Consider the following 23,102-nt stretch of genomic DNA (forward strand, 5'->3'; position numbering starts at 1 on the left):
GCTTCTAATTCTGTTGCGTTGTCTGGATGGGCGTAGCCGGAGCTAACAGGGCTTACAGTAAGCCGCTGACTGCCCGGACACCGATCTTTAAGCGTCTTTGTCCGTGTGCCGCACCGCGCACATCAGGTCGGCTTCCGCCGCCACGACACCATCCACTTCGGCGCGCGCCTTGAACTTCCAGATGCCGCGCATATGACGCTCGAACGTGCAATTCAGGATCAGCTGATCGCCCGGCTCCACCACACGCTTGAAGCGTGCATTGTCGATACCTACGAACAGATACAGCGTGTTCGACGGGTCGCTCGGCTCTTCGGAAAACGTCAGCAGGGCTGCCGTTTGTGCGAGCGCTTCGAGAATCAGCACGCCGGGCATCACCGGACGGGTCGGAAAGTGACCCTGGAAATACGGCTCATTGATCGACACGTTCTTCAACGCTTTGATGCGCTTGTGCGGCTCGAGTTCGAGCACCCGGTCGACTAGCAGGATCGGGTAACGATGCGGCAGCAGCGTGAGAATCTTATGAATGTCGAGATTGATTTTTTCGGTGCTCATGGTGTTTCTACTCACGCATTAACTGCGCGATGATGACTGCGGATGCTGGTGCAGGTGGGTTGGTAACGCGTGCTGCCGGCGCTTGCCGAGACCCGGCGGCCGTGCCACCCGGTCACGGCAACCGACTTTGCTTCTGATGCTTGGCCGCTATTTTACGCGGTGCCGGCCGGTTGCCCTACCTCGCCGGTTGGCCCCCGGGCTGTTCTGCCGGTTGGCCTGCGAGTTTTTCAGACTTCTCAGGCTTTGTCGCCTGCGGAATTGCTTACTGCGTTGGCCGGTTTGTCCGCCGACGCGTCATTCTCGAGCGCCCTGATACGGTCGCGGAGTTTGTCGATGTTACGCAGCAAAGCAGCGCTCCTGTTCCAGTCCGCGTGATTCACTGCCGGGAACGCGCTGGTGTACATGCCGGGTTTCAACAACGATTTCGACACGCCCGACTTTGCCGTGACGATCACATAGTCAGCCAAGGTCACATGACCGGCAATCCCGACCGCGCCGCCGATCATGCAATGACGGCCAATCGTGGTGCTGCCCGCAATGCCCGCGCAACCAGCAATCACCGTATAGGCGCCGACCTTGCAGTTGTGGCCGATCTGCACGAGGTTATCGATCTTCACGCACTCTTCGATGATCGTATCGGCCATGGCGCCACGGTCGATCGTGGTGTTCGCACCAATCTCGACGTCTGCCGCGATCGACACACCACCAACCTGCGGAATCTTGACCCAACTACCGGTACGCGCATCGCCTTCACCCACGAAATCCGGCGCGAAGCCAAAACCGTCTGAACCGATCACCGCGCCCGCGTGCACGATCACGCGCTCGCCGAGCTTGCAGCCGTAGTACACCGCGACATTCGGATACAGATGCGAACCCGCGCCGATCCGCGTACCGCGGCCGATCACCACGTTCGCATCCAGGCGCACGTTTTCCCCGATCACCGCACCCGCTTCCACCGTGACGTGCGGACCGATTACCGCGCTCGCGGCGATCTGGGCCGACGGGTCGATCGTCGCGCTCGGGTGCACCCCAGGCACAGCCTTTGGCGCTGCCATGTCGATGAAAGTCTGCGCGATGCGCGCGAAGTAAGCGTACGGATTCGGCGTGACGATGAAGTTACGCGCGGCATGCAAATGGCCATCACGCGAAGTGAGTTTCGAGAGGTCGTCGGCGTTGATCAACACCGCGCCCGCATGGGTCGTTTCGACCTGCGACAGATACTTCGGATTGGCGAGGAACGCCAGCTGGTCCGGGCCTGCCTGGTCGAGCGGCGCCAGACTGCCGACGCGCTGCGAACCGTCTCCGACTACTTCACCGCCGAACCGTTGGACGATGTCCTCGAGCGTAAATGCCATGCCTATCCTGTCTCCTGCAAAATCAGTCCAACTTGTCAGCGCTACAACACCGCGCTGCGAACCGCCCTACGCTCCCCAACTGCCGGCGACCCGGCGGCCGGTAATCGGGTATCTGAAAACTCGCTGGGCAGCAACCCAGCGCGATTTCAATTGCCCGAAGCCGCCAAGGCCTTGAGCACCTGATCGGTGATGTCGATGCGCGGGCTCACGTACACCGCTTCCTGAACGATCAGGTCGTAGTGCTGCTGCTCGGCGATCTGTTTGATCACCTTGTTAGCCCGGTCGAGCACGGCCGCCAGCTCTTCGTTACGACGCTGGTTCAGGTCTTCGCGAAACTCGCGCTGCTTGCGCTGGAAGTCGGTATCCAACTGCGACAGATCGCGCTGCTTCTGTGCGCGATCGGTGGCCGACATCGACGCGCCGTTCTTGTCGAGCGAATCGGACATCGACTTCAGCTTCTGTGCCATGTCGGCCAGATCCTTGTCGCGCTTGGCGAACTCGGCCTCGAGCTTGACCTGGGCAGCCTTCGCGGCAGCCGATTCGCGCAGGATACGGTCCGAATTCACCGCAGCGATCCTGGCTTCCTGTGCGTGCGCAGTCCCCGCCAGGCCGACGCCCAGCGTCACTGCGAGCGCCAGCGCGCACGCCACACGTTTCGAAAACATACCGGTTAGCAAAGTCATCCTCTCGATACTGTAGTTTGGCCGGGCCGGTCGCCGGATTGCCGGCCACCGGATCAGAATGCCGTCCCGATCTGGAACTGGAATTTCTGATACTGGTCGCCAGTGTGCTTCGTGAGCGGGAAGCCCAGGCTGAGCTTGAGCGGGCCGATCGGCGAGATCCACGCGAGACCGACACCATAGCCGTAACGCAGACCATTCGCGCCGATGCTGTTGCCTTCCGTACCCCAGACGTTACCGCCGTCGAGGAACGTGAAGACACGCAACGTGCGGTCGTAGCCCGTGCCCGGCAACGGGAACGTCAGTTCGATGTTACCCACCAGCAGCTTCGAGCCGCCGATCGGGTCGTTCGTCTTCGCGTCACGCGGACCCAGCGAGCTCGGCTCGTAACCCCGCACCGAACCGATACCGCCCGCGTAGTAATTCTTGAAAATCGGGTATGGCTTGCCGCCGAGGCCGTTACCGTAACCGCCCTGGAAGTTGAAGCCCAGTACGAAGCCGCGCGCAAACGAATAATAGTACTGCGCGTTGATGTCGGCCTTGTAGTACTGCGTGCCGCCGAGCGGCGTGCCGTATTCGGCGTTCGCCTGCGTGAAGTAACCGCGACTCGGCACCAGTGCGCTGTCGCGCGCGTCGCGTGACCAGCCCACCGTGATCGGCACGTTGTTCGACACACGGCCGAACTCGTTCACGTAGTCGATATAGCTTTGCGGCGTGTTCGCGTCGATATCCAGCTGGTTCTGCTCGAGGCCGGCACCGAAGTACACCGTGTCGACTTCGGAGAACGGAATACCGAACTTCAGGTCACCACCGATCGTGACGATCTTGAAGCTCGAATCCGTCGAGTAGTACAGCGGCTGGTACGTACGGTAGTAGACGTCGGTAATCCGCTTGATGCCGTCAACCGTGAAGTACGGGTCGACCTGCGTAACGGTCAAGGTACGGTATGTCTTGGCGGTATTCACGTTCACCGAGAGACTCGTACCCGAACCGAACACGTTATCCTGCGACACGCCCGCGGAGAGCACCACCTTGTCGGTCGACGAGAAGCCCGCGCCCAGCGTAATCGCGCCGGTCGGCTTTTCGGTCACCTTGACGTCCACATCGACCTGGTCCGGCGTGCCTTCGACAGGCACCGTGGTCACGTCGACATCGGTAAAGTAGCCGAGACGGTTGATCCGGTCTTTCGACAACGCGAGGCGGTTCGAATCGAACCACGAGCTTTCGAGCTGACGCATTTCGCGGCGCACCACTTCGTCGCGCGTGCGCGTGTTGCCGACCACGTTGATGCGGCGCACGTACACGCGGCGGCTCGGGTCCACTTGCAGCGTCAGGTCGACCTTGTGGTGTTCCTGATCGATCTGCGGCTGCGCGTTGACGGTGGCGAACGCATAGCCATATTCACCGAGCTTGTCGACGATTGCCTTGGTCGTGGCTTGCAGCTTTTCAGCCGAGAAGCGGTCACCCGGTTTGATCTTGATGAGCTTGGCCAGCTCCGGCTCGCGGTCGAGCAGGTTACCGGCCAGCTTGATGCTGCTGATCGTGTACGGCTCGCCTTCATGCAGCGTGACCGTCAGATACATGTCCTTCTTGTCCGGCGTAATCGACACCTGGGTCGATTCGATGTTGAACTCGAGGTAGCCGCGATTCAGGTAATACGAGCGGACATTTTCGAGGTCGCCGGTGAGCTTGTCTTTCGCGTACAGGTCGTTCTTCGTGTACCACGAGAACCAGTTCGGCGTGGACAGCTGCATTTCGTCGCGCAGCGTACCCGTGCTGAACGCCTTGTTGCCGATGAAGTTGATCTGGCGGATCTTCGCGCTCGGACCTTCAGCCACCGAGAACAGCACCGACACGCGGTTGCGGTCGATCGGCGTGATCGTGGTGGTCACTTCGGCGGCGTAGTAGCCGCGCGTCAGATACTGGCGCTTCAGTTCCTGCTCGGCCTTGTCGACGAGTGCCTTGTCGTAGTAACGGCCTTGCGACAAACCGACCGCGCGCAGCGCCTTGGTCAGGTTGTCCTTGTCGAACTCGTGAATGCCGGCGAAGTCGATCGTGCCGATGGCCGGGCGTTCCAGCACCTGCACAATGACGACATTGCCTTCGGTCGCGATCTTGACGTCGTTGAAGAAGCCCGTGGCGTATAGCGCGCGAATGGCTTCAGAAGCCTTGTCGTCGCTAAAGGTGTCGCCTTGCTTGATAGGCAGGTACGCGAACACGGTACCGGGTTCGACGCGTTGCAATCCCTCGATCCGGATGTCTTGCACCACGAAGGGCGTCGTTGCGTGAGCAACCAGCCCATGCGCGGCGAATGCCGCGGCTATAACCGTCTTTGGAACAAAGCGATGAGGTTTAAACAACGTGCTTCCCCAGTGTGTATAGCTGCATCAGGTCAGACGGTCGCCATCGTGAACGCCGCCAGACACTTTAAAAATGGATTAAACGAGCCAGATCGTTGAACAGCGCAATCGCCGACAATGCGACGATGCAGGCGAGACCCGCCCTCTGCAAAACGAGTTGCCAGCGATCAGAGACAACTTTGCCGGTTACAGCTTCAACCAAATAATATAACAGATGACCCCCGTCCAATACCGGAATTGGTAACAGGTTCAGTACGCCGAGGCTAATACTGACAAGGGCCAGGAACGACAGGAATGCAGAAGGACCTAGACGTGCGCTCTTTCCTGCGTAATCGGCGATCGTCACGGGGCCAGAAAGATTTTTCAGCGAAGCCTCGCCGACGATCATCCGCCCAAACATGCGTACCGAATAAACAGCCAGATCCCACGTACGGCGTGCGCCCAGTTGCAGACTTTCGACCGGTCCGTAACGCACGTCGATCGACGGCACCTGGGTGGCGAGTTCCGCGCCGATACGGCCGATCTGCTGCCCCGTTGCGTCATCCCGCTGCGACTGCGGGACGATGCGGACGTCTTCCAGCGTGCCCGCCGCTTGCCCACCACGCTCGACTTGCAGCGTCACGGGCACACCGGCGTGCGATTTTACATAAGCGATGAAGGCCGTGGCGTTATCGGTAGGAACACCGTCGACCGCGCGCAGACGGTCGCCCACCGCAAGGCCTGCCTTTTGCGCTGCGCTATCCGGCTGCACACCCGCGACCGTCAGCTTGCCACCACCCGGCTCGAACCCGAGATGCGACATAAAGTCGTCGTCGACGTCTTTCTCGGTGATCCCGCGCAGATCCAGTTGGAAGTCCGAGGTGCCGTGGGCATCTTTCGCGCTCAGCACCACACGCTTGTGATCGAAGGCCGCACCCAATAGCTTCCAGCGCAGGTCGGACCACGAGCGCACGCGCTCGGATTCACCGGCGTTCTCGGCACGCACCGCAACGATGGTTTCGCCACCGTCGAAACCGGCCAACGCCGCCGGCGTATTCGGAGCAGGCGCGGCCACCACCGCCGCGGGCTCGGTCACGCCGGTGGCGAACACGAGGGCGAACAGCACGATGGCGAGCAGGAAGTTCGCAACCGGACCAGCCGCAACAATCGCGAAACGACGCCACACCGACTGCCGGTTGAACGCATGCGGCAAGGCTTCAGCGGGAATCGGCGCACCGCCGGTCTCGCGCTCGTCGAGCATCTTCACGTAGCCGCCCAGCGGCAGCGCGGCAATCGTCCATTCGGTGCCCGTCTTCGGGCTCACCCATTGGAACAGCGGCTTGCCGAAGCCGATCGAAAAACGCAGTACCTTGACGCCGCACAAACGCGCCACGCTGTAATGCCCGTACTCGTGGACGACCACGAGTACGCCAATCGCGACCGCGAAGGCGAGCAGTTCGATCAGCAGATTCATAGACGCCTCACTGGACGGCGCGTTCCGTGCGACGGGCGGCGTCCGGCAGACGTGCGATGAAGTCTGCGGCGGCACGGCGCGCGGCCGCGTCCGCTTCGATCACGTCTTCTAGCGCGTGCGCGCTACGGTTCGGCAACGCGTTGAGGACGGCGTCGACCACCTGAGCGATTGCCATGAAACCAATCTGACGCGACAGGAACGCTTCAACAGCAATTTCGTTCGCGGCGTTCAGGGCCGCGCTCGCCAACCCACCCTCGGCCAGCGCCTTCACGGCGAGCGCGAGACACGGGAAGCGGGTGTAATCCGGTTTTTCGAACGAGAGCGACGCGACCTGCAGCAGATCGAGTTGCGCCACGCCCGAATCGACGCGCTCGGGAAACGCCAGCGCATGCGCGATAGGCGTACGCATGTCAGGGTTCCCCAGTTGCGCGAGCACCGAGCCATCGGCGTACGACACCATCGAATGGATCACGCTTTGCGGGTGAATCAGCACCTCGATGCGCTCGCCCGGCAAGTCGAAGAGCCAATGCGCCTCGATCACCTCGAGGCCCTTGTTCATCATCGTGGCGGAGTCGACCGAAATCTTGCGGCCCATGACCCAGTTCGGATGCTTGCAGGCCTCGTCAGGCGTGACGTCGACCAGCGTGGCCGGTTCGCGCGTACGGAACGGGCCACCCGAGGCGGTCAGGATGATCTTCGACACGCCGCCGTGCAGCGCCGCTTCGCGCGGCAGGCATTGAAAAATGGCGTTGTGTTCGCTGTCGACCGGCAGCAGCACGGCGCCGTTGTCGCGCACCGCGTCCATGAAGATTGCGCCCGACATCACCAGCGCTTCCTTGTTGGCGAGCAGAATACGCTTGCCGGCGCGTGCGGCGGCGAGACTCGGCGCGAGGCCCGCGGCACCGACGATTGCCGCCACGACCGTGTCGCAGCCATCGCTCTTCGACACGTCCACGAGTGCTTGCGGCCCATACGTGACTTCGGTCTTGCAACCCGCTTCGCGCAGCTTCGCCGCGACATGCGCAGCGGTATCGGCATCGCCGACTACCGCGACTTCAGGCTGAAAGCGCAGGCATTGCTCGACGAGCTTGTCGCCGTTGCGATGCGCCGTCAGCGCGTAAACCGAAAAGCGCTCGGGATGACGCGCGACGACGTCAAGCGTGCTGTCTCCAATCGAGCCCGTGGAACCGAGCAATGTCAGACGTTTTTGCATATCTCTTTCTCTAGCCGAGCAGCAGCATGGCAAGCGGCAGCACCGGCAACAATGCGTCGATGCGGTCGAGTACGCCACCGTGCCCAGGCAACAGGCCGCTTGAATCTTTCACTCCGGCCTGGCGTTTCATCATTGATTCGAACAGGTCGCCCACCACGCTGAATGCCACCAGCAGGGTCAGGGCGAGCAGCGTACGTACGGCGCCCCATTGCGCCAGCAGCGCAGAATACAGGGTCGGCTCGAACGCGTGCAAAAAGACCGCCGCCGCGGCGACGATCATCACCACCAGCCAGCCGCCGATCGCACCCTCCCAGGTCTTACCGGGGCTGATGGCAGGCGCCAGCTTGTGTTTTCCGAAAGCTTTTCCGGAGAAGTATGCGCCGATATCGGCCAGCCATACCAATAGCAGCAGCGACAGCACGAACGGCACGCCCTTCATGCGCGCGGCGACGAGAGCATGCCAGCACGCGACAAATACCACAATACCGGCAAGGAATAGGAAACCGCGCCAGGCGCCTTGCGCGAGGGTAGGCTTGCGCAACAGCACGAACGGCCCGGCGATCACCCAGAAGATCGCCGCCGCCTTAAACAGCGACCTCGCCTCCTCGACGCCGGTACCGAGCCTTGTGCTGGCAACCAGCGCGACCGCCGCGACCAGCGCGTAAATCACCGGCCCGGCCCCGCCGAGCTTCAGCAAGCGCGCCCATTCCCACGCTGCGAACACGACGACGAAGGCGATCAGCGCGCCGAACGCGCCCACCGGCGCGAACAACGTGACCGGCAGGAAGATCGCCAGCAGGATGATCGCCGTGATGACACGGGTTTTTAGCATGGAAGCGAATCGACGTTTTGCGATTGCGGCTCGAGTTGAGCACTGGTGCGGCCGAAGCGGCGCTCACGCTCCGCGTAGGAAGCGATAGCGTGGCCGAGCGCGTCGGCGTCGAAATCCGGCCAGAACGTGTCGGTGAAGTAGAACTCGGTGTAGGCGAGTTGCCAGAGCAGGAAGTTGCTGACGCGGCGCTCGCCGCCGGTGCGGATAAAGAGGTCCGGCTCCGGCGCATAGGCCATCGACAGGTGTTCGGCGAACGAGTCCTCGTTCACCTCGACCGCCTCGCCCGCCAGCGCCGACTGCTCGGCGAGCTTGCGGGTCGCCTGCATGATGTCCCAGCGGCCGCCGTAATTGGCGGCGATGGTGAGCGTCAGACGGGTGTTGCGCGCGGTTTTGGTCTCCGCGCGCTTGATCAGGTCGCGGATGCGGGTATCGAACTTCGCCAGATCGCCAACCACACGCAAACGGATGCCATTCGCGTGCAGCTTGCCGATCTCGCGCTCCAGCGCGGTGACGAACAGGCGCATCAGGAACGACACTTCGTCGTTCGGGCGGCGCCAGTTTTCCGAGCTGAAGGCAAAGAGCGTCAGGTATTCGACGCCCTGCCGGGCGCAGGCCTCGACGGCCGCACGCACCGCGTCGACGCCGCGCGTATGGCCGGCCACGCGCGGCAGACGGCGCTGGGTCGCCCAACGGCCGTTGCCGTCCATGATGATCGCGATATGTCGCGGCACCGCGGCGACATCAGGCACGCGCACGGTTGAGCTGGTATAGGTCATGGCCGTCGGGACTGTGACAAATAAAGAAGTGGAAACCTTGAAAGGACTGAGTGCCCCCCATTTCTGGGAGTCAACCGGCCTCAGACCGTCATGATCTCGGCTTCTTTGGTCACTACAAGCTTGTCGATTTCAGTGACGAACTTGTCGGTCAGTTTCTGAACGTCGTCACCCGCACGTCGCTCGTCATCTTCTGAAATTTCTTTGTCTTTCACGAGCTTTTTCAGTTGCTCGTTTGCATCACGGCGCAGGTTACGAACCGCGACCTTGGCCGTTTCCGCTTCGCTCTTGACCACTTTGGTCAGTTCGCGGCGGCGTTCTTCGGTCAGCGCGGGCATCGGTACGCGAATCACGTCGCCTTGCGTTGCCGGGTTCAGACCGAGGTCCGACTCGCGGATCGCCTTTTCGACGACCTGGACCATCTTCTTTTCCCACGGCTGCACGCCGATCGTGCGTGCGTCGATCAGCGTCAGGTTCGCGACTTGCGAAATCGGCACCGGCGAACCGTAGTAATCGCACTGGATGTGATCGAGCAGGCCCGTGTGTGCACGGCCCGTGCGGATCTTCGACAGGTCGTTCTTGAACGCGTCGATGGAACGCTGCATCTTTTGTTCAGCGCCCTTCCTGATATCAGCCACAGACATTTTTAAACCTCCGAACCTTCAAAACGGTGCGAGTCGGCCAGCGCGCGCACTATGCGCGCGGCCTGGGCTCGCGTTAAAGCCCACGTTATGTGAACGAGAGTTTACACGTGGACGAGGGTACCCTCGTCCTCGCCTTGTACGATGCGCTTAAGCGCGCCCGGCTTGACGATCGAAAACACCCGGATCGGCAGCTTCTGGTCGCGGCACAGCGCGAACGCCGTGGCGTCCATCACCTGCAGATTGCGGCCGATGGCTTCGTCGAAGCTGATCGTGGTGTAACGGGTCGCGCTCGGGTCCTTCTTGGGGTCGGCCGAATAGACGCCGTCCACCTTGGTGGCTTTCAGCACCACTTCCGCACCGACTTCCGAGCCGCGCAGCGCGGCGGCCGTATCCGTCGTGAAGAACGGATTGCCGGTACCGGCCGCGAAAATCACGACTTTGCCTTCTTCGAGCTGGCGAATCGCGCGGGGCCGGATGTACGGCTCAACCACCTGGTCCATGCGCAGCGCGGATTGCACGCGCGCTTCGATACCGGCGTGACGCATTGCGTCCTGCAGCGCCAGCGCGTTCATCATCGTGGCCAGCATACCCATGTAGTCAGCCGTGGCGCGATCCATACCGGCCGCGCCGCCCGCGACGCCGCGGAAAATATTGCCGCCGCCGATCACCACGGCCAGCTGCGTTCCGAGACGGACCACTTCGGCCACGTCCGCCACCATTCGTTCGATGGTCGCGCGATTGATGCCGAAGGCATCGTCGCCCATCAGAGCTTCACCGGAGAGTTTGAGCAGGACGCGTTTATAGGCAGTGGGCATAGGGGTATCCAGATCGCGCAGAACAGGGCAACAACAAGGGACTAATGTAGGGGTGAAATGCTGATTCGGGCAAGCGTCGCCAAATTGACGAACCCTGGGGTTCGCCAGAGGCGGCTGCACAGCGAGGGTCAACCCGCGTGCAGCCTTGCGGCGCCGCCGACCGCGGCAAAGTCTTGCTCCGCCGCGGGTCCAACGGTATTGCGGTGAGACTTATTGTTGCTTTGCAGCAGCGACTTGAGCGGCCACTTCAGCTGCGAAGTCGTCCTGCTTCTTCTCAATGCCTTCGCCGACCACGAACAGCGCGAACTTCTGCACGCTCGCGTTGCCAGCCTTCAGCATCTGTTCGATCGTCTGCTTGTCGTTCTTAACGAACGTCTGGTTCAGCAGCGACACTTCCTTCAGGTACTTCTGCACGCTGCCGTCGACCATCTTGGCGACGATTTCAGCCGGCTTGCCCGATTCAGCAGCCTTCTGCTCAGCAATGCTGCGTTCCTTGGCGATCAGATCGGCCGGCACGTCGTCCGACGACAGCGAGACCGGCTTCATTGCGGCGATGTGCATTGCCACGTCCTTGCCGACCTGCTCGTCCGCGCCGGTGTACTCGACCAGCACGCCGATACGCGTGCCGTGCAGGTACGCTGCCAGCTTGTTCGATGTGTCGAAACGCACGAAACGGCGGATCGACAGGTTTTCACCGATCTTGCCGACCAGCGCCAGACGCACTGCGTCGACCGTCGAGCCGTCCAGCGGCAGTGCCGCCAGAGCCGCGACGTCAGCCGGGTTTTGCGTAGCGACCAGTTCAGCGATCGTCTTCGAGAACGCCAGGAAGTCGTCATTCTTCGAAACGAAGTCGGTTTCGCAGTTCAGTTCGACCAGCGAACCCGCGTTGCCGCCGATGAACGATGCGACCACGCCTTCAGCCGTCACGCGCGACGCTGCCTTGCTGGCCTTGTTGCCCAGCTTCACGCGCAGCAGCTCTTCAGCGCGCGCCATGTCGCCTTCAGCTTCCGTCAGCGCCTTCTTGCATTCCATCATCGGCGCGTCGGTCTTTGCGCGCAGTTCTGCAACCATGCTTGCGGTAATTGCCGCCATCATTTGCTCCTTGAGTTCCGTCTGTCACACGCCGTCCGGACTTCGATACCGGCGGCAAGAATTCGTTTCAACATCGCACGTATTTTCTACGGACTATGTTTCAGGCACTGCTCACAGCACACCACTACTTTGTCGCGGCTTAAAAAAAGGGGGCCTGTAGAAAGCCCCCTTTTTTGCCGGACACGGGGCAGCTTTACGCTTCCGAGTTGACCTCGACGAACTCGTCGCCGTCACCGCCACGGGCAGCTTGCACCACTTCGTTGACCGCGTTTGCACGGCCTTCCAGGATCGCGTCAGCCACGCCAGCCGTGTACAGAGCGACAGCCTTCGAAGCGTCGTCGTTACCCGGGATCACGTAGTCGATGCCTTCCGGCGAGTGGTTCGTGTCGACCACGGCGATAACCGGAATGCCGAGCTTGTTAGCTTCGGTCACGGCAATCTTGTGGTAGCCGACGTCGACCACGAAGATCGCGTCCGGAATACCGCCCATGTCCTTCACGCCGCCGATCGACTTTTGCAGCTTGGCCATTTCGCGTTCGAACAGGAGCGCTTCTTTCTTGCTCATGCGTTCGGTTTCGCCTGCTTCCAGCGATGCTTCCATGTCCTTCAGGCGCTTGATCGAAACCTTCAGCGTCTTGAAGTTGGTCAGCATGCCGCCGAGCCAGCGTGCGTTGACGAACGGCATGCCAGCGCGTTGCGCTTCTTCAGCGATCGTGTCACGCGATTGGCGCTTCGTGCCGACGAACAGGATCGTGCCGCGATTCGCTGCCAGTTGACGCGCGTACTTCAGCGCGTCGTTGTACATCGGCAGCGTCTTTTCGAGGTTGATAATGTGAATCTTGTTGCGATGGCCGAAAATGAAGGGGGCCATCTTCGGGTTCCAGAAGCGCGTTTGGTGACCGAAGTGGACACCGGCTTCCAGCATTTGACGCATAGTAACTGCCATGAAATTCTCCGCGAGGGTTGGGTCTTAAGCCGGCTGCCGTATCGGCCGCGCCGCCAGTTGTGCTCACTGCACCTCCTCTGGCTGAACGCAACGGACACCCTGGGTGCGCCGGCTTGCGAGTCTGCTGCCTTGGGTACCGCCTTGCCCGTAGCGCAGGCAACTATCGCTACGACCAGCCTTTCCTGCCACCTTGCGCCTCATTTGCGCCCACTAGAACAGCCCTAGGACAGCAATAAAGCAACAAAATAAGACAGAGATCGACTTAGCCAAAGATTATAGCACGTGACTATCGGCCGACTCAACCTGCGCGGTAGCTCCTGTTTGCCGCTGCCGGGTTGCACCTGCGCGGCAACGGCCTTAGCGCAAAACCGTGGCAAAAGCCTGCGGCACCCGGAATATGGTGCGATAATCTCGCAATAAATCGCATTTCAGGCCCGACTCATGGCTATTACGCTCAAAAACGAACACGATATCGCGCAGATGCGCGTCGCCTGCAAGCTCGCTAGCGAAGTGCTCGACTACATTACGCCGTTCGTCACGGCCGGCATCACGACCGGCGAACTCGACCGGTTGTGTCACGAATATATGCTCAAGGAACAGGGCACGATTCCGGCGCCGCTGAACTATCAGCCGCCCGGCTACCCGCCTTATCCGAAGGCTACCTGCATTTCGGTGAACGACGTGATCTGTCACGGCATTCCGGGCGACAAGACGCTGAAGAACGGCGACGCGCTGAATATCGACGTCACGGTGATCAAGGAAGGCTATTTCGGCGACACCAGCCGGATGTTCATTGTCGGCGAAGGCTCGATCATGGCCAAACGCCTCGTGCAGACCACCTTCGAATGCATGTGGCTCGGCATCGATCAGGTGCGCCCGGGCGCCCATCTCGGCGATATCGGCTACGCCATCCAGAAGCATGCCGAAGGGCAAGGCTACAGCGTGGTGCGCGAATATTGCGGCCACGGCATCAGCACGGTGTTCCACGAAGACCCGCAGATTTTGCACTATGGCCGTCCCGGCACCGGGCTCGAACTGCAGGCGGGCATGATCTTCACGATCGAGCCGATGATCAACGCCGGGCGGCGCGACATCCGCACCATGCCGGACCAATGGACCGTCAAGACCAAAGACCGCAGCCTGTCGGCACAGTGGGAGCACACCGTGCTCGTCACCGAAACCGGCTACGACGTGCTGACGGTCTCGGCCGGCACGCCCGCGCGTCCGCCGGTTGTCGCGGCGACGGCCTGACTGACTTCCGACCTCACCTGCCCGCCTGCCAATGAGTAGTGTTCCAGCCGTCGCCCAATCCCATGCCACGTCGCTCAAGGCGGACTACAAAGTGGCCAAAGCCCAGTTGCTGGAACGCTTCAAGACGGCCTCCAACGTCGACGCGCTGATGGCCGCCCTGGCGCGCGCCACGGACGAGTCGCTGCGCGCCGCCTGGAACACCTGCGAGCTGCCACCCGAACTGGCCCTGCTGGCCGTCGGCGGTTACGGGCGGGGCGAACTCGCGCCGCACTCCGACATTGACATTCTGGTCCTGCTTCCCGACGCGCCAATCGAGCACCTCGAAGCGCGCATCGAACGCTTTATCAGTCTTGCCTGGGATTTGGGGCTCGAACTCGGCAGCAGCGTGCGCAGCGTGTCGCAGTGTGTCGAAGAGGCCGCCAACGACGTTACCGTGCGCACTTCGCTGCTCGAAGCGCGGCGCATTACGGGCAGCGCCCCGCTCTTCGACGACTTTGTAAAGCGCTATCGCGAAACGCTCGACCCGCGTGCGTTCTTCCAGGCCAAAGTGCTGGAAATGCGTCAGCGGCACGCCAAGTTTCAGGACACGCCGTATTCGCTGGAACCGAACATCAAGGAAAGCCCCGGCGGCCTGCGCGATCTGCAACTGATTCTGTGGATTACCCAGGCGGCCGGTTTCGGCAGCAGCTGGCGCGAGCTCGAAGCGCGCGGCCTGATCACCGAGCGCGAAGCGCGCGAACTGCGCCGCAACGAAGGCTTCCTGAAAACGCTGCGTGCCCGGCTGCATGTGATCGCCGGCCGCCGCCAGGACATTCTGGTCTTCGACCTGCAAACGCCGGTAGCCGAAAGCTTCGGTTACAAGCCGACGGCCACCAAGCGCGCCAGCGAACAGTTGATGCGCCGCTATTACTGGTCCGCGAAGGCCGTGACGCAACTCGCCACGATCCTGATCCAGAACATCGAAGCGCAGCTCTTCCCCAACACGAGCGGCATCACGCGCGTGCTGTCGGATCGCTTCGTCGAGAAGCAAGGGATGCTGGAAATCGCCAGCGACGACGTGTTCCAGCGCGAGCCAAACGCGATCCTCGAAGCTTTCCTGCTCTACGAACAGACGCCAGGCGTAAAAGGCCTGTCGGCGCGCACGCTGCGTGCCATCTACAACGCCCGCGACGTGATGGATCAGCATTGGCGCCGCGATCCGGAAAACGGGCGCCTGTTCATGGACATCCTGAAGCAGCCGGCCGGCATCACGCACGCGCTGCGCCTGATGAACCAGACCAGCGTGCTCGGGCGCTATCTGCTGAACTTCCGGCGCATCGTCGGACAGATGCAGCACGACCTGTATCACGTCTACACGGTCGATCAGCACATCCTCATGGTGTTGCGCAATCTGCGCCGCTTCGCGGTCGCCGAGCATGCGCACGAATATCCGTTCTGCAGCCAGTTAATCGCCAATTTCGACCGGCCATGGGTGTTGTACGTGGCGGCGCTGTTTCACGACATCGCCAAGGGCCGCGGCGGCGACCATTCCACGCTCGGCATGGCCGACGCGCGACGCTTCTGCCGCAACCACGGCATCGAGGGCGAGGACGGCGAACTGGTCGTCTGGCTGGTCCAGCAGCATCTGACCATGAGCCAGGTCGCGCAGAAGCAGGACACGAGCGACCCCGAAGTCATCAAGCGCTTTGCCGAACTGGTCGGCAACGAGCGCCGGCTGACCGCGCTTTACCTGCTGACCGTGGCCGACATTCGTGGCACCAGCCCGAAAGTCTGGAACACGTGGAAAGGCAAGCTGCTCGAGGACCTCTACCGCGCAACGCTGGCGGTGCTCGGCGGCGCACGGCCTGACGCGCATTCGGAACTGAAATCGCGCCAGGAAGAAGCGCTTGCGCTGCTGCGCCTCGAAACCGTGCCGGAAGGCGCACAAAAGGCGCTGTGGGACAAGCTGGATATCGGCTATTTCCTGCGCCACGACGCGGCGGATATCGCGTGGCAGACCCGCGTGCTGTACCGGCACGTCGAGACCACCACGCCGATCGTGCGGGCACGTCCGTCACCGATCGGCGAGGCGCTTCAGGTGCTGGTGTATGTGAAAGACCAGCCCGATCTGTTCGCCGGCATTTGCGCGTATTTCGACCGCAATGGCTTGTCGGTGCTCGATGCGCGGGTCAGCACGACCCGTCACGGGTACGCGCTCGATAATTTCCTCGTCGCGCATACCGAAGAAGACGTGCATTATCGCGATATTGCCAATCTGGTCGAACAGGAACTGACCGCACGCCTGACCGGTGACGGCACCCTGCTTCCGGGACCGTCGAAAGGCCGTTTGTCACGGCTGTCGCGGACCTTCCCTGTTACGCCGCGCGTCGATCTTCGGGCCGACGAGCGTGGCCAATATTACATCCTGTCCGTGTCTGCGAATGACCGGCCAGGCCTTCTTTATTCGATCGCGCGCGTGCTGGCCGAGCACCGGGTCGGCGTCGCGTCGGCGCGGATCAATACGCTCGGCGAACGCGTTGAAGACGTGTTCCTGCTGGATGGATACGGTCTGTCGGACAACCGCCTGCAAATTCAGGTCGAGACCGAACTGCTGCGCGCGATTGCAGTGTGAGATTTCATGCGAGTCAAATTAACAGCCAAGCACCCGCGGCCGGCTTCGTCCGAACGCGCCCCTGTCCGTACCGGAAGCACCTCGGCGCGTAAGCCGACGCGCCCGGTCGGGCCAAGGCCGTCTACGCCGACGGCTGGGTTTAACGGGGCGCGGGGTGAAGGCGCTGGCGCAGCGGGCGGCGGCAAGCGGCCGGCGGGTGGCGGCAAGCGTCCGGCGGGTGCCGGTGCGCGTGCGCCGCGGGCTGAAGGATCGTTTTCCCGCGAGCGGGATGCAGGTGGTGCGGGCGCAGCGCGCCGGGCACCGTCGGATCGCCCGCCGCGGCGCGAAGGGGCCGGCGGTGCGCCGCGCGGCTTTGAGGGTAGCGGCGATCGCGCACCCCGTCGGGACGAGGGTGCTCGCGCGCCCCGTAAGTTTGAAGGTAGCGGCGATCGTAGCGAACGCGCTCCGCGTCGTGCTGACGGTGAACGCAGCCAGGGCGCTCCGCGCCGGTTTGAAGGCGGCGACCGGGGTCCGCGCCGCGACGATGGTGAGCGTGCGCCTCGCAGGTTTGAAGGCGCTGGCGATCGTAGCGAACGCGCTCCGCGCCGTGCTGACGGCGAACGTAGCCAGGGCGCTCCGCGTCGATTTGAAGGTGGCGGCGACCGTGGCCCGCGTCGCGACGATGGTGAGCGTGCGCCGCGTAAGTTTGAAGGTGGCGGCGATCGTAGCGAACGTGCTCCGCGTCGCGCTGACGGCGAACGCAGCCAAGGCGCCCCGCGCCGATTTGAAGGCGGCGGCGACCGTGGTCCGCGTCGTGACGACGGCGAGCGTGCGCCCCGTAAGTTTGAAGGTGGCGGCGATCGTAGCGAACGTGCTCCGCGTCGCGCTGACGGCGAACGTAGCCAGGGCGCACCCCGCCGCTTCGAAGGCAGCGCAGATCGCAGCGAACGCGCTCCCCGCAGTTTCGAAGGCAATCGCGGCCCGCGCCGTGACGACGGCGAACGCCGTTCGTTCAGCACTCCGCGTCCGGGCGCAGGCCGCCCGTCGGAAGGCGGACCGCGTGGCGAGCGTCCGGCGCGCGACGCCTCGGATCGCCCCCGTTTCGGTAGCGACCGTGGCGCCCCGCAGGAACGCCGTAGCGGCGAACGCGGGCCGCGCAGCGACAGCGCACCGCGCCGTTTTGAAGGCGAGCGTGGTTCGTCCGAGCGTGGCGAGCGCACTTTCGCGAAGCCCGTCAAAAGCGGCTACGGTGACCGCCCGGCGCGCGCACCGCGCGACGATCGCGGCGAACGCGCACCGGCCAAGCGTGAATTCGGTGATCGCCCGGCGCGTGCCGGCGACCGCAGCGACCGAGGCGAACGCCCTGCTCGCAGCTTCGACAAGGCGCTGCCGGCTGCCGGCCGCCGCTTTGGCGATGACACCCGCCCCGCCCGCGCCGACAAGCCGCGCGGCCCGGCCCCGGCAGCCCGAGCAGAACACGACGCCGATGCCGCTCCGCGCACGCCGCGTCGCGATTACGAAGACGCGCCGGGCACCCTGCGCCTGTCCAAGCTGATGTCGGAACTCGGTCTGTGCTCACGCCGCGAAGCCGACGAGTGGATCGAAAAAGGCTGGGTGCTGGTCGACGGCGAGCGGATCGACACGCTCGGCACCAAGGTTCGTCCGGACCAGCGCATCGAGATCGATCCGGCCGCCGAAGCCGCACAAGCGAGCCAGGTGACGGTCCTCATCCACAAGCCCGTGGGCCTTGTATCGGGCCAGGCGGAAGACGGCTACCAACCGGCGATCACGCTGGTCACGCCGGAAAACCGCTGGGAAGGCGACAGTTCTGACATCCGCTTTTCGGTCTCGCATCTGCGCCAGCTCGCGCCGGCCGGGCGCCTGGACATCGATTCGACGGGCTTGCTGGTGCTGACGCAGGACGGCCGCATCGCCAAGCAGCTGATCGGCGGCCATTCGGAGATCGACAAGGAGTATCTGGTGCGCGTGGCGTTCGGCGAGCACACCACCGACGTCGAAAGCCACTTCCCGCCGGAAAGCCTCGCGCTCTTGTGCCACGGCCTCTCGCTCGACGACGTGCCGCTGAAACCCGCCCAGGTCAATTGGCAAAACGGCGAGCAACTGCGTTTCGTGCTGCGCGAAGGCAAGAAGCGCCAGATCCGCCGGATGTGCGAGCTGGTCGGCCTCGAAGTGATCGGCCTGAAGCGCGTGCGGATGGGCCAGGTCATGCTGGGCGCACTGCCGCCGGGCCAATGGCGCTATCTGTCGGCGGACGAATCGTTTTGATGCCGGGAGCTTGACGCTCAAACAGCGGGAAACTCGCGGTGGCCGCACCGCGACATTCGCCCAACAAAAAACCCACGTGAAAACGTGGGTTTTTTGTTTCTGGCAACACACGCGGCGCGGGCCAGGATACGGCGTCAGTCGTCGCTATTCGGGTCCATACCCGGAAACAGAACTTCCGTGAAGCCGAACTTCGCGAAATCGTTGATCCGCATCGGATACAGCTTGCCGATCAGGTGATCGCACTCATGCTGCACGACGCGCGCGTGAAAGCCCTCGGCGACGCGGTCGATCGGCTTGCCGTATTGATCGAAGCCGTGATACTTGACCATCGAAAACCGGCTCACCGCGCCGCGCAGGCCCGGCACGGACAGGCAGCCTTCCCAGCCCTCTTCCATATCCAGCGAGACCGGCGTGATGGTCGGGTTGATCAGCACCGTCTCCGGCACTGGCGGCGCATCCGGATAGCGTTCGTTATGCCCGAAGCCGAAGATCACCACCTGCAGATTGACGCCGATCTGCGGCGCGGCGAGCCCCGCGCCATCGGCGTCGTGCATGGTCTCGAACATGTCTTTGACGAGCTCATGCAGTTCGGGTGTGTCGAAGTGATCGACCGGATCGGCAATGAGCAAAAGACGCGGGTCGCCCATCTTGAGAATTTCGCGGATCATAACTGCCCCTCCAGGAGCTTGCGCATACCATCTTCGTCGAGTACCGGGATGCCGAGTTCCTCGGCTTTCGCCAGCTTGCTGCCTGCTTCGGCCCCCGCCACCACGTAATCTGTTTTCTTCGACACCGAGCCAGCCACTTTTGCGCCGGCCGCTTCGAGCATTTCTTTCGCCTCTTCGCGGGCGAGCGTCGGCAAGGTGCCGGTCAGTACGACCGTCTTGCCGGCCAGCACGCCTTGCGGCGCCTTCGGCGCGGGCGGGCCTTCCGGCCATGTGACCTTGCCCGGCGCGCGGAGTTGCTCAATCACCGTGCGGTTGTGCTCCTCCGCGAAAAACTGATGAAGCGACTCGGCCACCACAGGACCCACGTCGTTCACCTCCAGCAATTCTTCGACCGAGGCATCCATGATCGGATTCAGCGAGCCGAAATGTTTGGCAAGATCTTTCGCCGTCGATTCGCCCACATGCCGGATGCCGAGCGCGTAAATAAAGCGCGCCAGCGTTGTGTGCTTGGCTTTTTCGAGTGAGTCGAGCAGATTCTGCGCGGACTTCTCTGCAAAGCGGTCGAGTTCAGCCAGTGTCGCAAAGCCAACGTTGAACAGATCGGCCGGCGTGCGCACCAGATTCTGCTCGACGAGCTGATCGATGATCTTTTCGCCGAGCCCGTCGATATCCAGCGCCCGCCGCTGCGCGAAGTGCCACAGCGCCTGCTTGCGCTGCGCCGGGCAGAACAGGCCACCCGTACAGCGCGCAATCGCCTCGTCCGGCAGCCGCTCAATGCTCGAGCCGCACACCGGGCAGTGCGCAGGCATGATGAACTCGCGGGCGTCATCCGGGCGGCGGTCGAGCAGCGCGCTCACCACCTCGGGAATCACGTCGCCGGCGCGCCGCACGATCACCGTGTCGCCGATGCGGATATCTTTGCGGCGCACTTCGTCTTCATTGTGCAACGTCGCGTTCGTAACCGTCGCCCCGCCGACGAACACCGGTTCCAGCCGCGCAACCGGCGTGATCGCGCCGGTACGGCCGACCTGCACGTCGATCGCGACGAGTTTGGTCAGCGCTTCCTGCGCCGGGAATTTGTGCGCCAACGCGAAACGCGGCGCCCGCGAAACAAAGCCGAGCGCGTCCTGCTCATCGCGCCGGTTGACCTTGTAGACGACGCCGTCGATATCGTAAGGCAGCGTGTCGCGTTTCTCGCCTACCGCGTGAAAAAACCCCAGCAAGCCTTCAGCGCCCTGCACCACCGCCCGCTCGCCATTCACCGGCAAACCAAGTTCCTTGTACCAGTCGAGCAGTTCGCTATGCGTGGCGGGCATCTCGAACCCTTCGAGCACGCCGATTCCATAAGCGAAGAACGATAGCGGCCGCTGCGCGGTGATCTTCGAGTCGAGCTGCCGCAGACTGCCCGCGGCAGCGTTGCGCGGATTGGCGAATTCCTTCTGCTCAGCGGCCCGCTGGCGCTCGTTCAGGCGTTCAAAATCACGCTTGAACATGAGCACTTCGCCGCGCACGTCGAGCACGTGCGGCACGCGTTTGCCTTTGAGCTTGAGCGGAATGGAACGGATCGTGCGGACGTTTTCGGTGACGTTCTCGCCAGTGGCGCCGTCGCCGCGCGTGGACGCCTGGACGAACGTACCGTCGACGTAACGCAGCGAGATGGCGAGGCCGTCGAACTTCAGCTCAGCCGCGTATTCGACCGGCACTGGCGGTTCGCTCGCGTTCTTGCCGAGCGCATCGCCGACGCGCTTATCGAACGCGACGATGTCTTCATCGGCGAAACCGTTGTTCAACGACAGCATGGGCTGATCGTGCACGACCGGTTCGAAGCCGCTTGACGCCTCGCCGCCCACGCGCTGGGTGGGCGAATCGGGAACCACCAGGTCCGGATGCTCCATCTCGATTCGCTCCAGCTCCTTGAAGAGCTTGTCGTACTCCGCGTCCGGCAAGTCCGGCTGATCGAGTACGTAGTACGCGTAGTTGGCGCGTTCGAGTTCCGCGCGCAGCCACGCGGCCCGCTCTGCCGGAGCGCTGGTTGCAGGGTTTGAGGCGGGGGTTCGGGCCATGCTGTCGGAAGGTTCTTCAGTGAAATTCAGACATTGGATTATCGCAGGAAGCGTGCCCCTTTACATCGGCCGAATGGCCAGTTTCGTGCGTTCGTTATTGCGCCCCAAAACGCCGACGGCCGCACATCGTGCGGCCGTCGAATCCTGCATAACAACAGAGCCGTTACTGGCTGAACAAACGCCGGGTGGCTGGCGACCCCGCCGGAATACCCGCCTGTTCGAGCTTCGCGTAGAGCGTCATCAACTGCTTTTCGATCGCCAGCAGCGCGGTTTCCGGCAACGGACGGCGCCCGTCGTCGACCACCCGTCCGCCAATCCGCTCGGCCAACGATTTCGCGTAATCGCACATCAGGCGGAACGGCAGGATGTCTTCGTCCGCGACCGGCACGTCGAGCACCAGTGTGATCATCTGGCCGCCCTTGTAGGTCAGGTCGTCGCGCAGGAAATTGGTGTCGCCGAATTGCAGCATGAACACCGGGCTCTGCTTTGTGTCGAGTTTGACGAAACGCGTGCCATCGCGCGAGAGCAGCAAGCCGTCTTGCGACGCGATCGCCTGGACATAGTTGGCCGACCACGGCGCCCCGTCGGACAGCACGTTGATCGACAGTTGCGCATCGCACTGCGCGGCGAAACCGTCGAGCTCGCGCGCCATCGCGACCGTTTCGAGCATATCGGGGAATTCCGGTGCCGCGTCGAGCGCATCGGCAAATTGCTGCACGCCTGTCACGAACTCCGAGAATTCCAGTTCGTTGAGCGCGCCACTCCGATTGGCCAATTGCGCAGCCGCGCGCAGTTCTTCATAACGCGCGCCATTTTGCAGCAATTCCCACGCGCCGCCTTCGAGCTTGCCCTCGATATGCACCGGCTTGCTGCCGGCGCGGCGCAGACGCTGCGCAAGCGGAATCACCTTGTCGCCAGCCACCGGGCCGTTCAGACGAAGCGGCACGATGCAGTCGATGCGGCGGTCGACGATTGCCGGCGGCGCCGACGAAATCGTCGTGGCAGCGGGCAGGATCGGCTCAACCGGTTCGTCGGCTGTTGCCGCGTGGCCGCTTTCGGCTTCAGCAATGCCCTCGGCTTCCGGATAGCCGTTCGGTGTCGTCGTCTCGGCCTGGATATCGGCCGGCGTATCGAGCGGCGCGGCTGCGGCGCCAAACGTCGGCTCGACGCGCGCGGCAGCGGTTTCCGCCGCCGCGTCTGAACCCACTACCGGCTCGCGCCGCGTGGTCGGCCGGGCCGGTTCGATAAACGGGCTCTGCTCCTCCTGATCGTCCCGCGCGAAACTTTCGGCGGCATCGGCCGGCATTGGACGCGGCATCTTGCGGCGCACCTTCGCGCCTTGCCATGCGTTGTACACGACCACGCCCCCGACCACTACGGCACCCGCGCCAATCAAACCGAGTGTCAACTCGTCCATGCATACTCCATCAGCAATTCTTCTGTCTGCGCGGCTATGCGCCCGCCCCACGTGTCGCGCGGCCGATGGCCGCTGCGCTGAACGCGGGCGCCCGCGATGGTCAACTCAAACG

The 23,102-nt window shown here is 63.0% G+C and carries 17 protein-coding genes and 1 pseudogene; 3 read left to right on the forward strand and 15 right to left on the reverse strand.

The genetic code is table 11. The annotated features are described in order from the left end of the window. Window positions 1-87: 87 nt before the first annotated feature. The 12 genes from fabZ to rpsB all read right to left on the reverse strand — a co-directional run bounded on the left by fabZ (window position 88) and on the right by rpsB (window position 12,715). Window positions 88-552: a 3-hydroxyacyl-ACP dehydratase FabZ gene (gene fabZ / locus PQQ96_RS00805; protein ID WP_035546182.1), complete on the reverse strand. Its 465-nt coding sequence runs from the start codon at window positions 550-552 to the stop codon at window positions 88-90. A gap of 236 nt (window positions 553-788) precedes the next feature. Further along, window positions 789-1,907: a UDP-3-O-(3-hydroxymyristoyl)glucosamine N-acyltransferase gene (lpxD, locus tag PQQ96_RS00810; RefSeq protein ID WP_408287474.1), complete on the reverse strand. Its 1,119-nt coding sequence runs from the start codon at window positions 1,905-1,907 to the stop codon at window positions 789-791. 146 nt (window positions 1,908-2,053) lie between these two features. Further along, a complete protein-coding gene (locus PQQ96_RS00815) occupies window positions 2,054-2,584 on the reverse strand; it encodes an OmpH/Skp family outer membrane protein (RefSeq protein WP_171983761.1) in 531 nt (176 codons plus the stop codon). A 59-nt stretch (window positions 2,585-2,643) separates the two neighbouring features. Next, window positions 2,644-4,947, reverse strand: a complete 2,304-nt coding sequence (gene bamA, locus PQQ96_RS00820; RefSeq protein ID WP_408287476.1) for an outer membrane protein assembly factor BamA — start codon at window positions 4,945-4,947, stop codon at window positions 2,644-2,646. 67 nt (window positions 4,948-5,014) lie between these two features. Further along, the gene (gene rseP / locus PQQ96_RS00825) at window positions 5,015-6,400 is read right to left on the reverse strand and encodes an RIP metalloprotease RseP (RefSeq protein WP_408287479.1); all 1,386 of its coding nucleotides are present in this window, start codon (window positions 6,398-6,400) and stop codon (window positions 5,015-5,017) included. A gap of 7 nt (window positions 6,401-6,407) precedes the next feature. Continuing rightward, complete coding sequence (locus PQQ96_RS00830; protein WP_408287480.1) at window positions 6,408-7,613, reverse strand: 1-deoxy-D-xylulose-5-phosphate reductoisomerase; 1,206 nt, start codon at window positions 7,611-7,613, stop codon at window positions 6,408-6,410. Between the two features lie 10 nt (window positions 7,614-7,623). Beyond that, window positions 7,624-8,445: a phosphatidate cytidylyltransferase gene (locus PQQ96_RS00835; protein WP_408287482.1), complete on the reverse strand. Its 822-nt coding sequence runs from the start codon at window positions 8,443-8,445 to the stop codon at window positions 7,624-7,626. Next, window positions 8,439-9,221: a polyprenyl diphosphate synthase gene (gene uppS / locus PQQ96_RS00840; RefSeq protein ID WP_408287484.1), complete on the reverse strand. Its 783-nt coding sequence runs from the start codon at window positions 9,219-9,221 to the stop codon at window positions 8,439-8,441. The genes PQQ96_RS00835 and uppS overlap by 7 nt, the downstream gene beginning before the upstream one ends. 80 nt (window positions 9,222-9,301) lie before the next feature. Next, window positions 9,302-9,862 (reverse strand): ribosome recycling factor, encoded by a 561-nt coding sequence (frr, locus tag PQQ96_RS00845; protein WP_054035184.1) that lies wholly within the window; start codon window positions 9,860-9,862, stop codon window positions 9,302-9,304. A gap of 101 nt (window positions 9,863-9,963) precedes the next feature. Further along, the gene (gene pyrH, locus PQQ96_RS00850) at window positions 9,964-10,677 is read right to left on the reverse strand and encodes a UMP kinase (protein WP_012400732.1); all 714 of its coding nucleotides are present in this window, start codon (window positions 10,675-10,677) and stop codon (window positions 9,964-9,966) included. Between the two features lie 210 nt (window positions 10,678-10,887). Continuing rightward, window positions 10,888-11,769 carry a translation elongation factor Ts gene (gene tsf / locus PQQ96_RS00855; protein WP_408287488.1) on the reverse strand — a complete coding sequence of 294 codons (882 nt, stop codon included), beginning with the start codon at window positions 11,767-11,769 and terminating at the stop codon, window positions 10,888-10,890. A gap of 193 nt (window positions 11,770-11,962) precedes the next feature. Continuing rightward, on the reverse strand, window positions 11,963-12,715 hold the full coding sequence (gene rpsB, locus PQQ96_RS00860) for a 30S ribosomal protein S2 (protein WP_408287491.1): 753 nt from the start codon (window positions 12,713-12,715) through the stop codon (window positions 11,963-11,965). A gap of 441 nt (window positions 12,716-13,156) precedes the next feature. Between rpsB and map the strand changes: the two genes are divergently transcribed. From map to PQQ96_RS42340, 3 genes and pseudogenes are all read left to right on the forward strand, one after another. Further along, the gene (gene map / locus PQQ96_RS00865; protein ID WP_408287493.1) at window positions 13,157-13,966 is read left to right on the forward strand and encodes a type I methionyl aminopeptidase; all 810 of its coding nucleotides are present in this window, start codon (window positions 13,157-13,159) and stop codon (window positions 13,964-13,966) included. A 31-nt stretch (window positions 13,967-13,997) separates the two neighbouring features. Then, on the forward strand, window positions 13,998-16,577 hold the full coding sequence (locus tag PQQ96_RS00870) for a [protein-PII] uridylyltransferase (protein WP_408287495.1): 2,580 nt from the start codon (window positions 13,998-14,000) through the stop codon (window positions 16,575-16,577). A gap of 1,035 nt (window positions 16,578-17,612) precedes the next feature. Then, window positions 17,613-18,842, forward strand: a pseudogene (locus tag PQQ96_RS42340) (pseudouridine synthase); the annotation flags it as partial. A 134-nt stretch (window positions 18,843-18,976) separates the two neighbouring features. Here the strand turns inward: PQQ96_RS42340 and def are convergent. The 3 genes from def to PQQ96_RS00890 form a co-directional block, all read right to left on the reverse strand. Further along, complete coding sequence (gene def, locus PQQ96_RS00880; protein WP_408287501.1) at window positions 18,977-19,510, reverse strand: peptide deformylase; 534 nt, start codon at window positions 19,508-19,510, stop codon at window positions 18,977-18,979. Further along, entirely contained in the window at window positions 19,507-21,573 is a 2,067-nt protein-coding gene (gene ligA / locus PQQ96_RS00885) for an NAD-dependent DNA ligase LigA (protein WP_408287504.1), read from the reverse strand. The genes def and ligA overlap by 4 nt, the downstream gene beginning before the upstream one ends. A 163-nt stretch (window positions 21,574-21,736) precedes the next feature. Then, complete coding sequence (locus tag PQQ96_RS00890; protein WP_408287507.1) at window positions 21,737-22,990, reverse strand: cell division protein ZipA C-terminal FtsZ-binding domain-containing protein; 1,254 nt, start codon at window positions 22,988-22,990, stop codon at window positions 21,737-21,739. Window positions 22,991-23,102 lie beyond the last annotated feature (112 nt).

Source organism: Paraburkholderia sediminicola (assembly GCF_046027825.1).
Taxonomy (GTDB): Bacteria; Pseudomonadota; Gammaproteobacteria; order Burkholderiales; family Burkholderiaceae; genus Paraburkholderia; species Paraburkholderia sediminicola_D.

Excerpts from the sequence above, each read along its gene's own strand:
- def (WP_408287501.1), bottom strand. The coding sequence starts at position 19,510 with ATGATCCGCGAAATTCTCAAGATGGGCGACCCGCGTCTTTTGCTCATT.
- ligA (WP_408287504.1), bottom strand. The coding sequence starts at position 21,573 with ATGGCCCGAACCCCCGCCTCAAACCCTGCAACCAGCGCTCCGGCAGAG.
- map (WP_408287493.1), top strand. The coding sequence starts at position 13,157 with ATGGCTATTACGCTCAAAAACGAACACGATATCGCGCAGATGCGCGTC.
- PQQ96_RS00870 (WP_408287495.1), top strand. The coding sequence starts at position 13,998 with ATGAGTAGTGTTCCAGCCGTCGCCCAATCCCATGCCACGTCGCTCAAG.
- uppS (WP_408287484.1), bottom strand. The coding sequence starts at position 9,221 with ATGACCTATACCAGCTCAACCGTGCGCGTGCCTGATGTCGCCGCGGTG.
- pyrH (WP_012400732.1), bottom strand. The coding sequence starts at position 10,677 with ATGCCCACTGCCTATAAACGCGTCCTGCTCAAACTCTCCGGTGAAGCT.
- tsf (WP_408287488.1), bottom strand. The coding sequence starts at position 11,769 with ATGGCGGCAATTACCGCAAGCATGGTTGCAGAACTGCGCGCAAAGACC.
- PQQ96_RS00890 (WP_408287507.1), bottom strand. The coding sequence starts at position 22,990 with ATGGACGAGTTGACACTCGGTTTGATTGGCGCGGGTGCCGTAGTGGTC.
- PQQ96_RS00835 (WP_408287482.1), bottom strand. The coding sequence starts at position 8,445 with ATGCTAAAAACCCGTGTCATCACGGCGATCATCCTGCTGGCGATCTTC.
- rpsB (WP_408287491.1), bottom strand. The coding sequence starts at position 12,715 with ATGGCAGTTACTATGCGTCAAATGCTGGAAGCCGGTGTCCACTTCGGT.
- lpxD (WP_408287474.1), bottom strand. The coding sequence starts at position 1,907 with ATGGCATTTACGCTCGAGGACATCGTCCAACGGTTCGGCGGTGAAGTA.
- frr (WP_054035184.1), bottom strand. The coding sequence starts at position 9,862 with ATGTCTGTGGCTGATATCAGGAAGGGCGCTGAACAAAAGATGCAGCGT.
- PQQ96_RS00830 (WP_408287480.1), bottom strand. The coding sequence starts at position 7,613 with ATGCAAAAACGTCTGACATTGCTCGGTTCCACGGGCTCGATTGGAGAC.
- fabZ (WP_035546182.1), bottom strand. The coding sequence starts at position 552 with ATGAGCACCGAAAAAATCAATCTCGACATTCATAAGATTCTCACGCTG.
- rseP (WP_408287479.1), bottom strand. The coding sequence starts at position 6,400 with ATGAATCTGCTGATCGAACTGCTCGCCTTCGCGGTCGCGATTGGCGTA.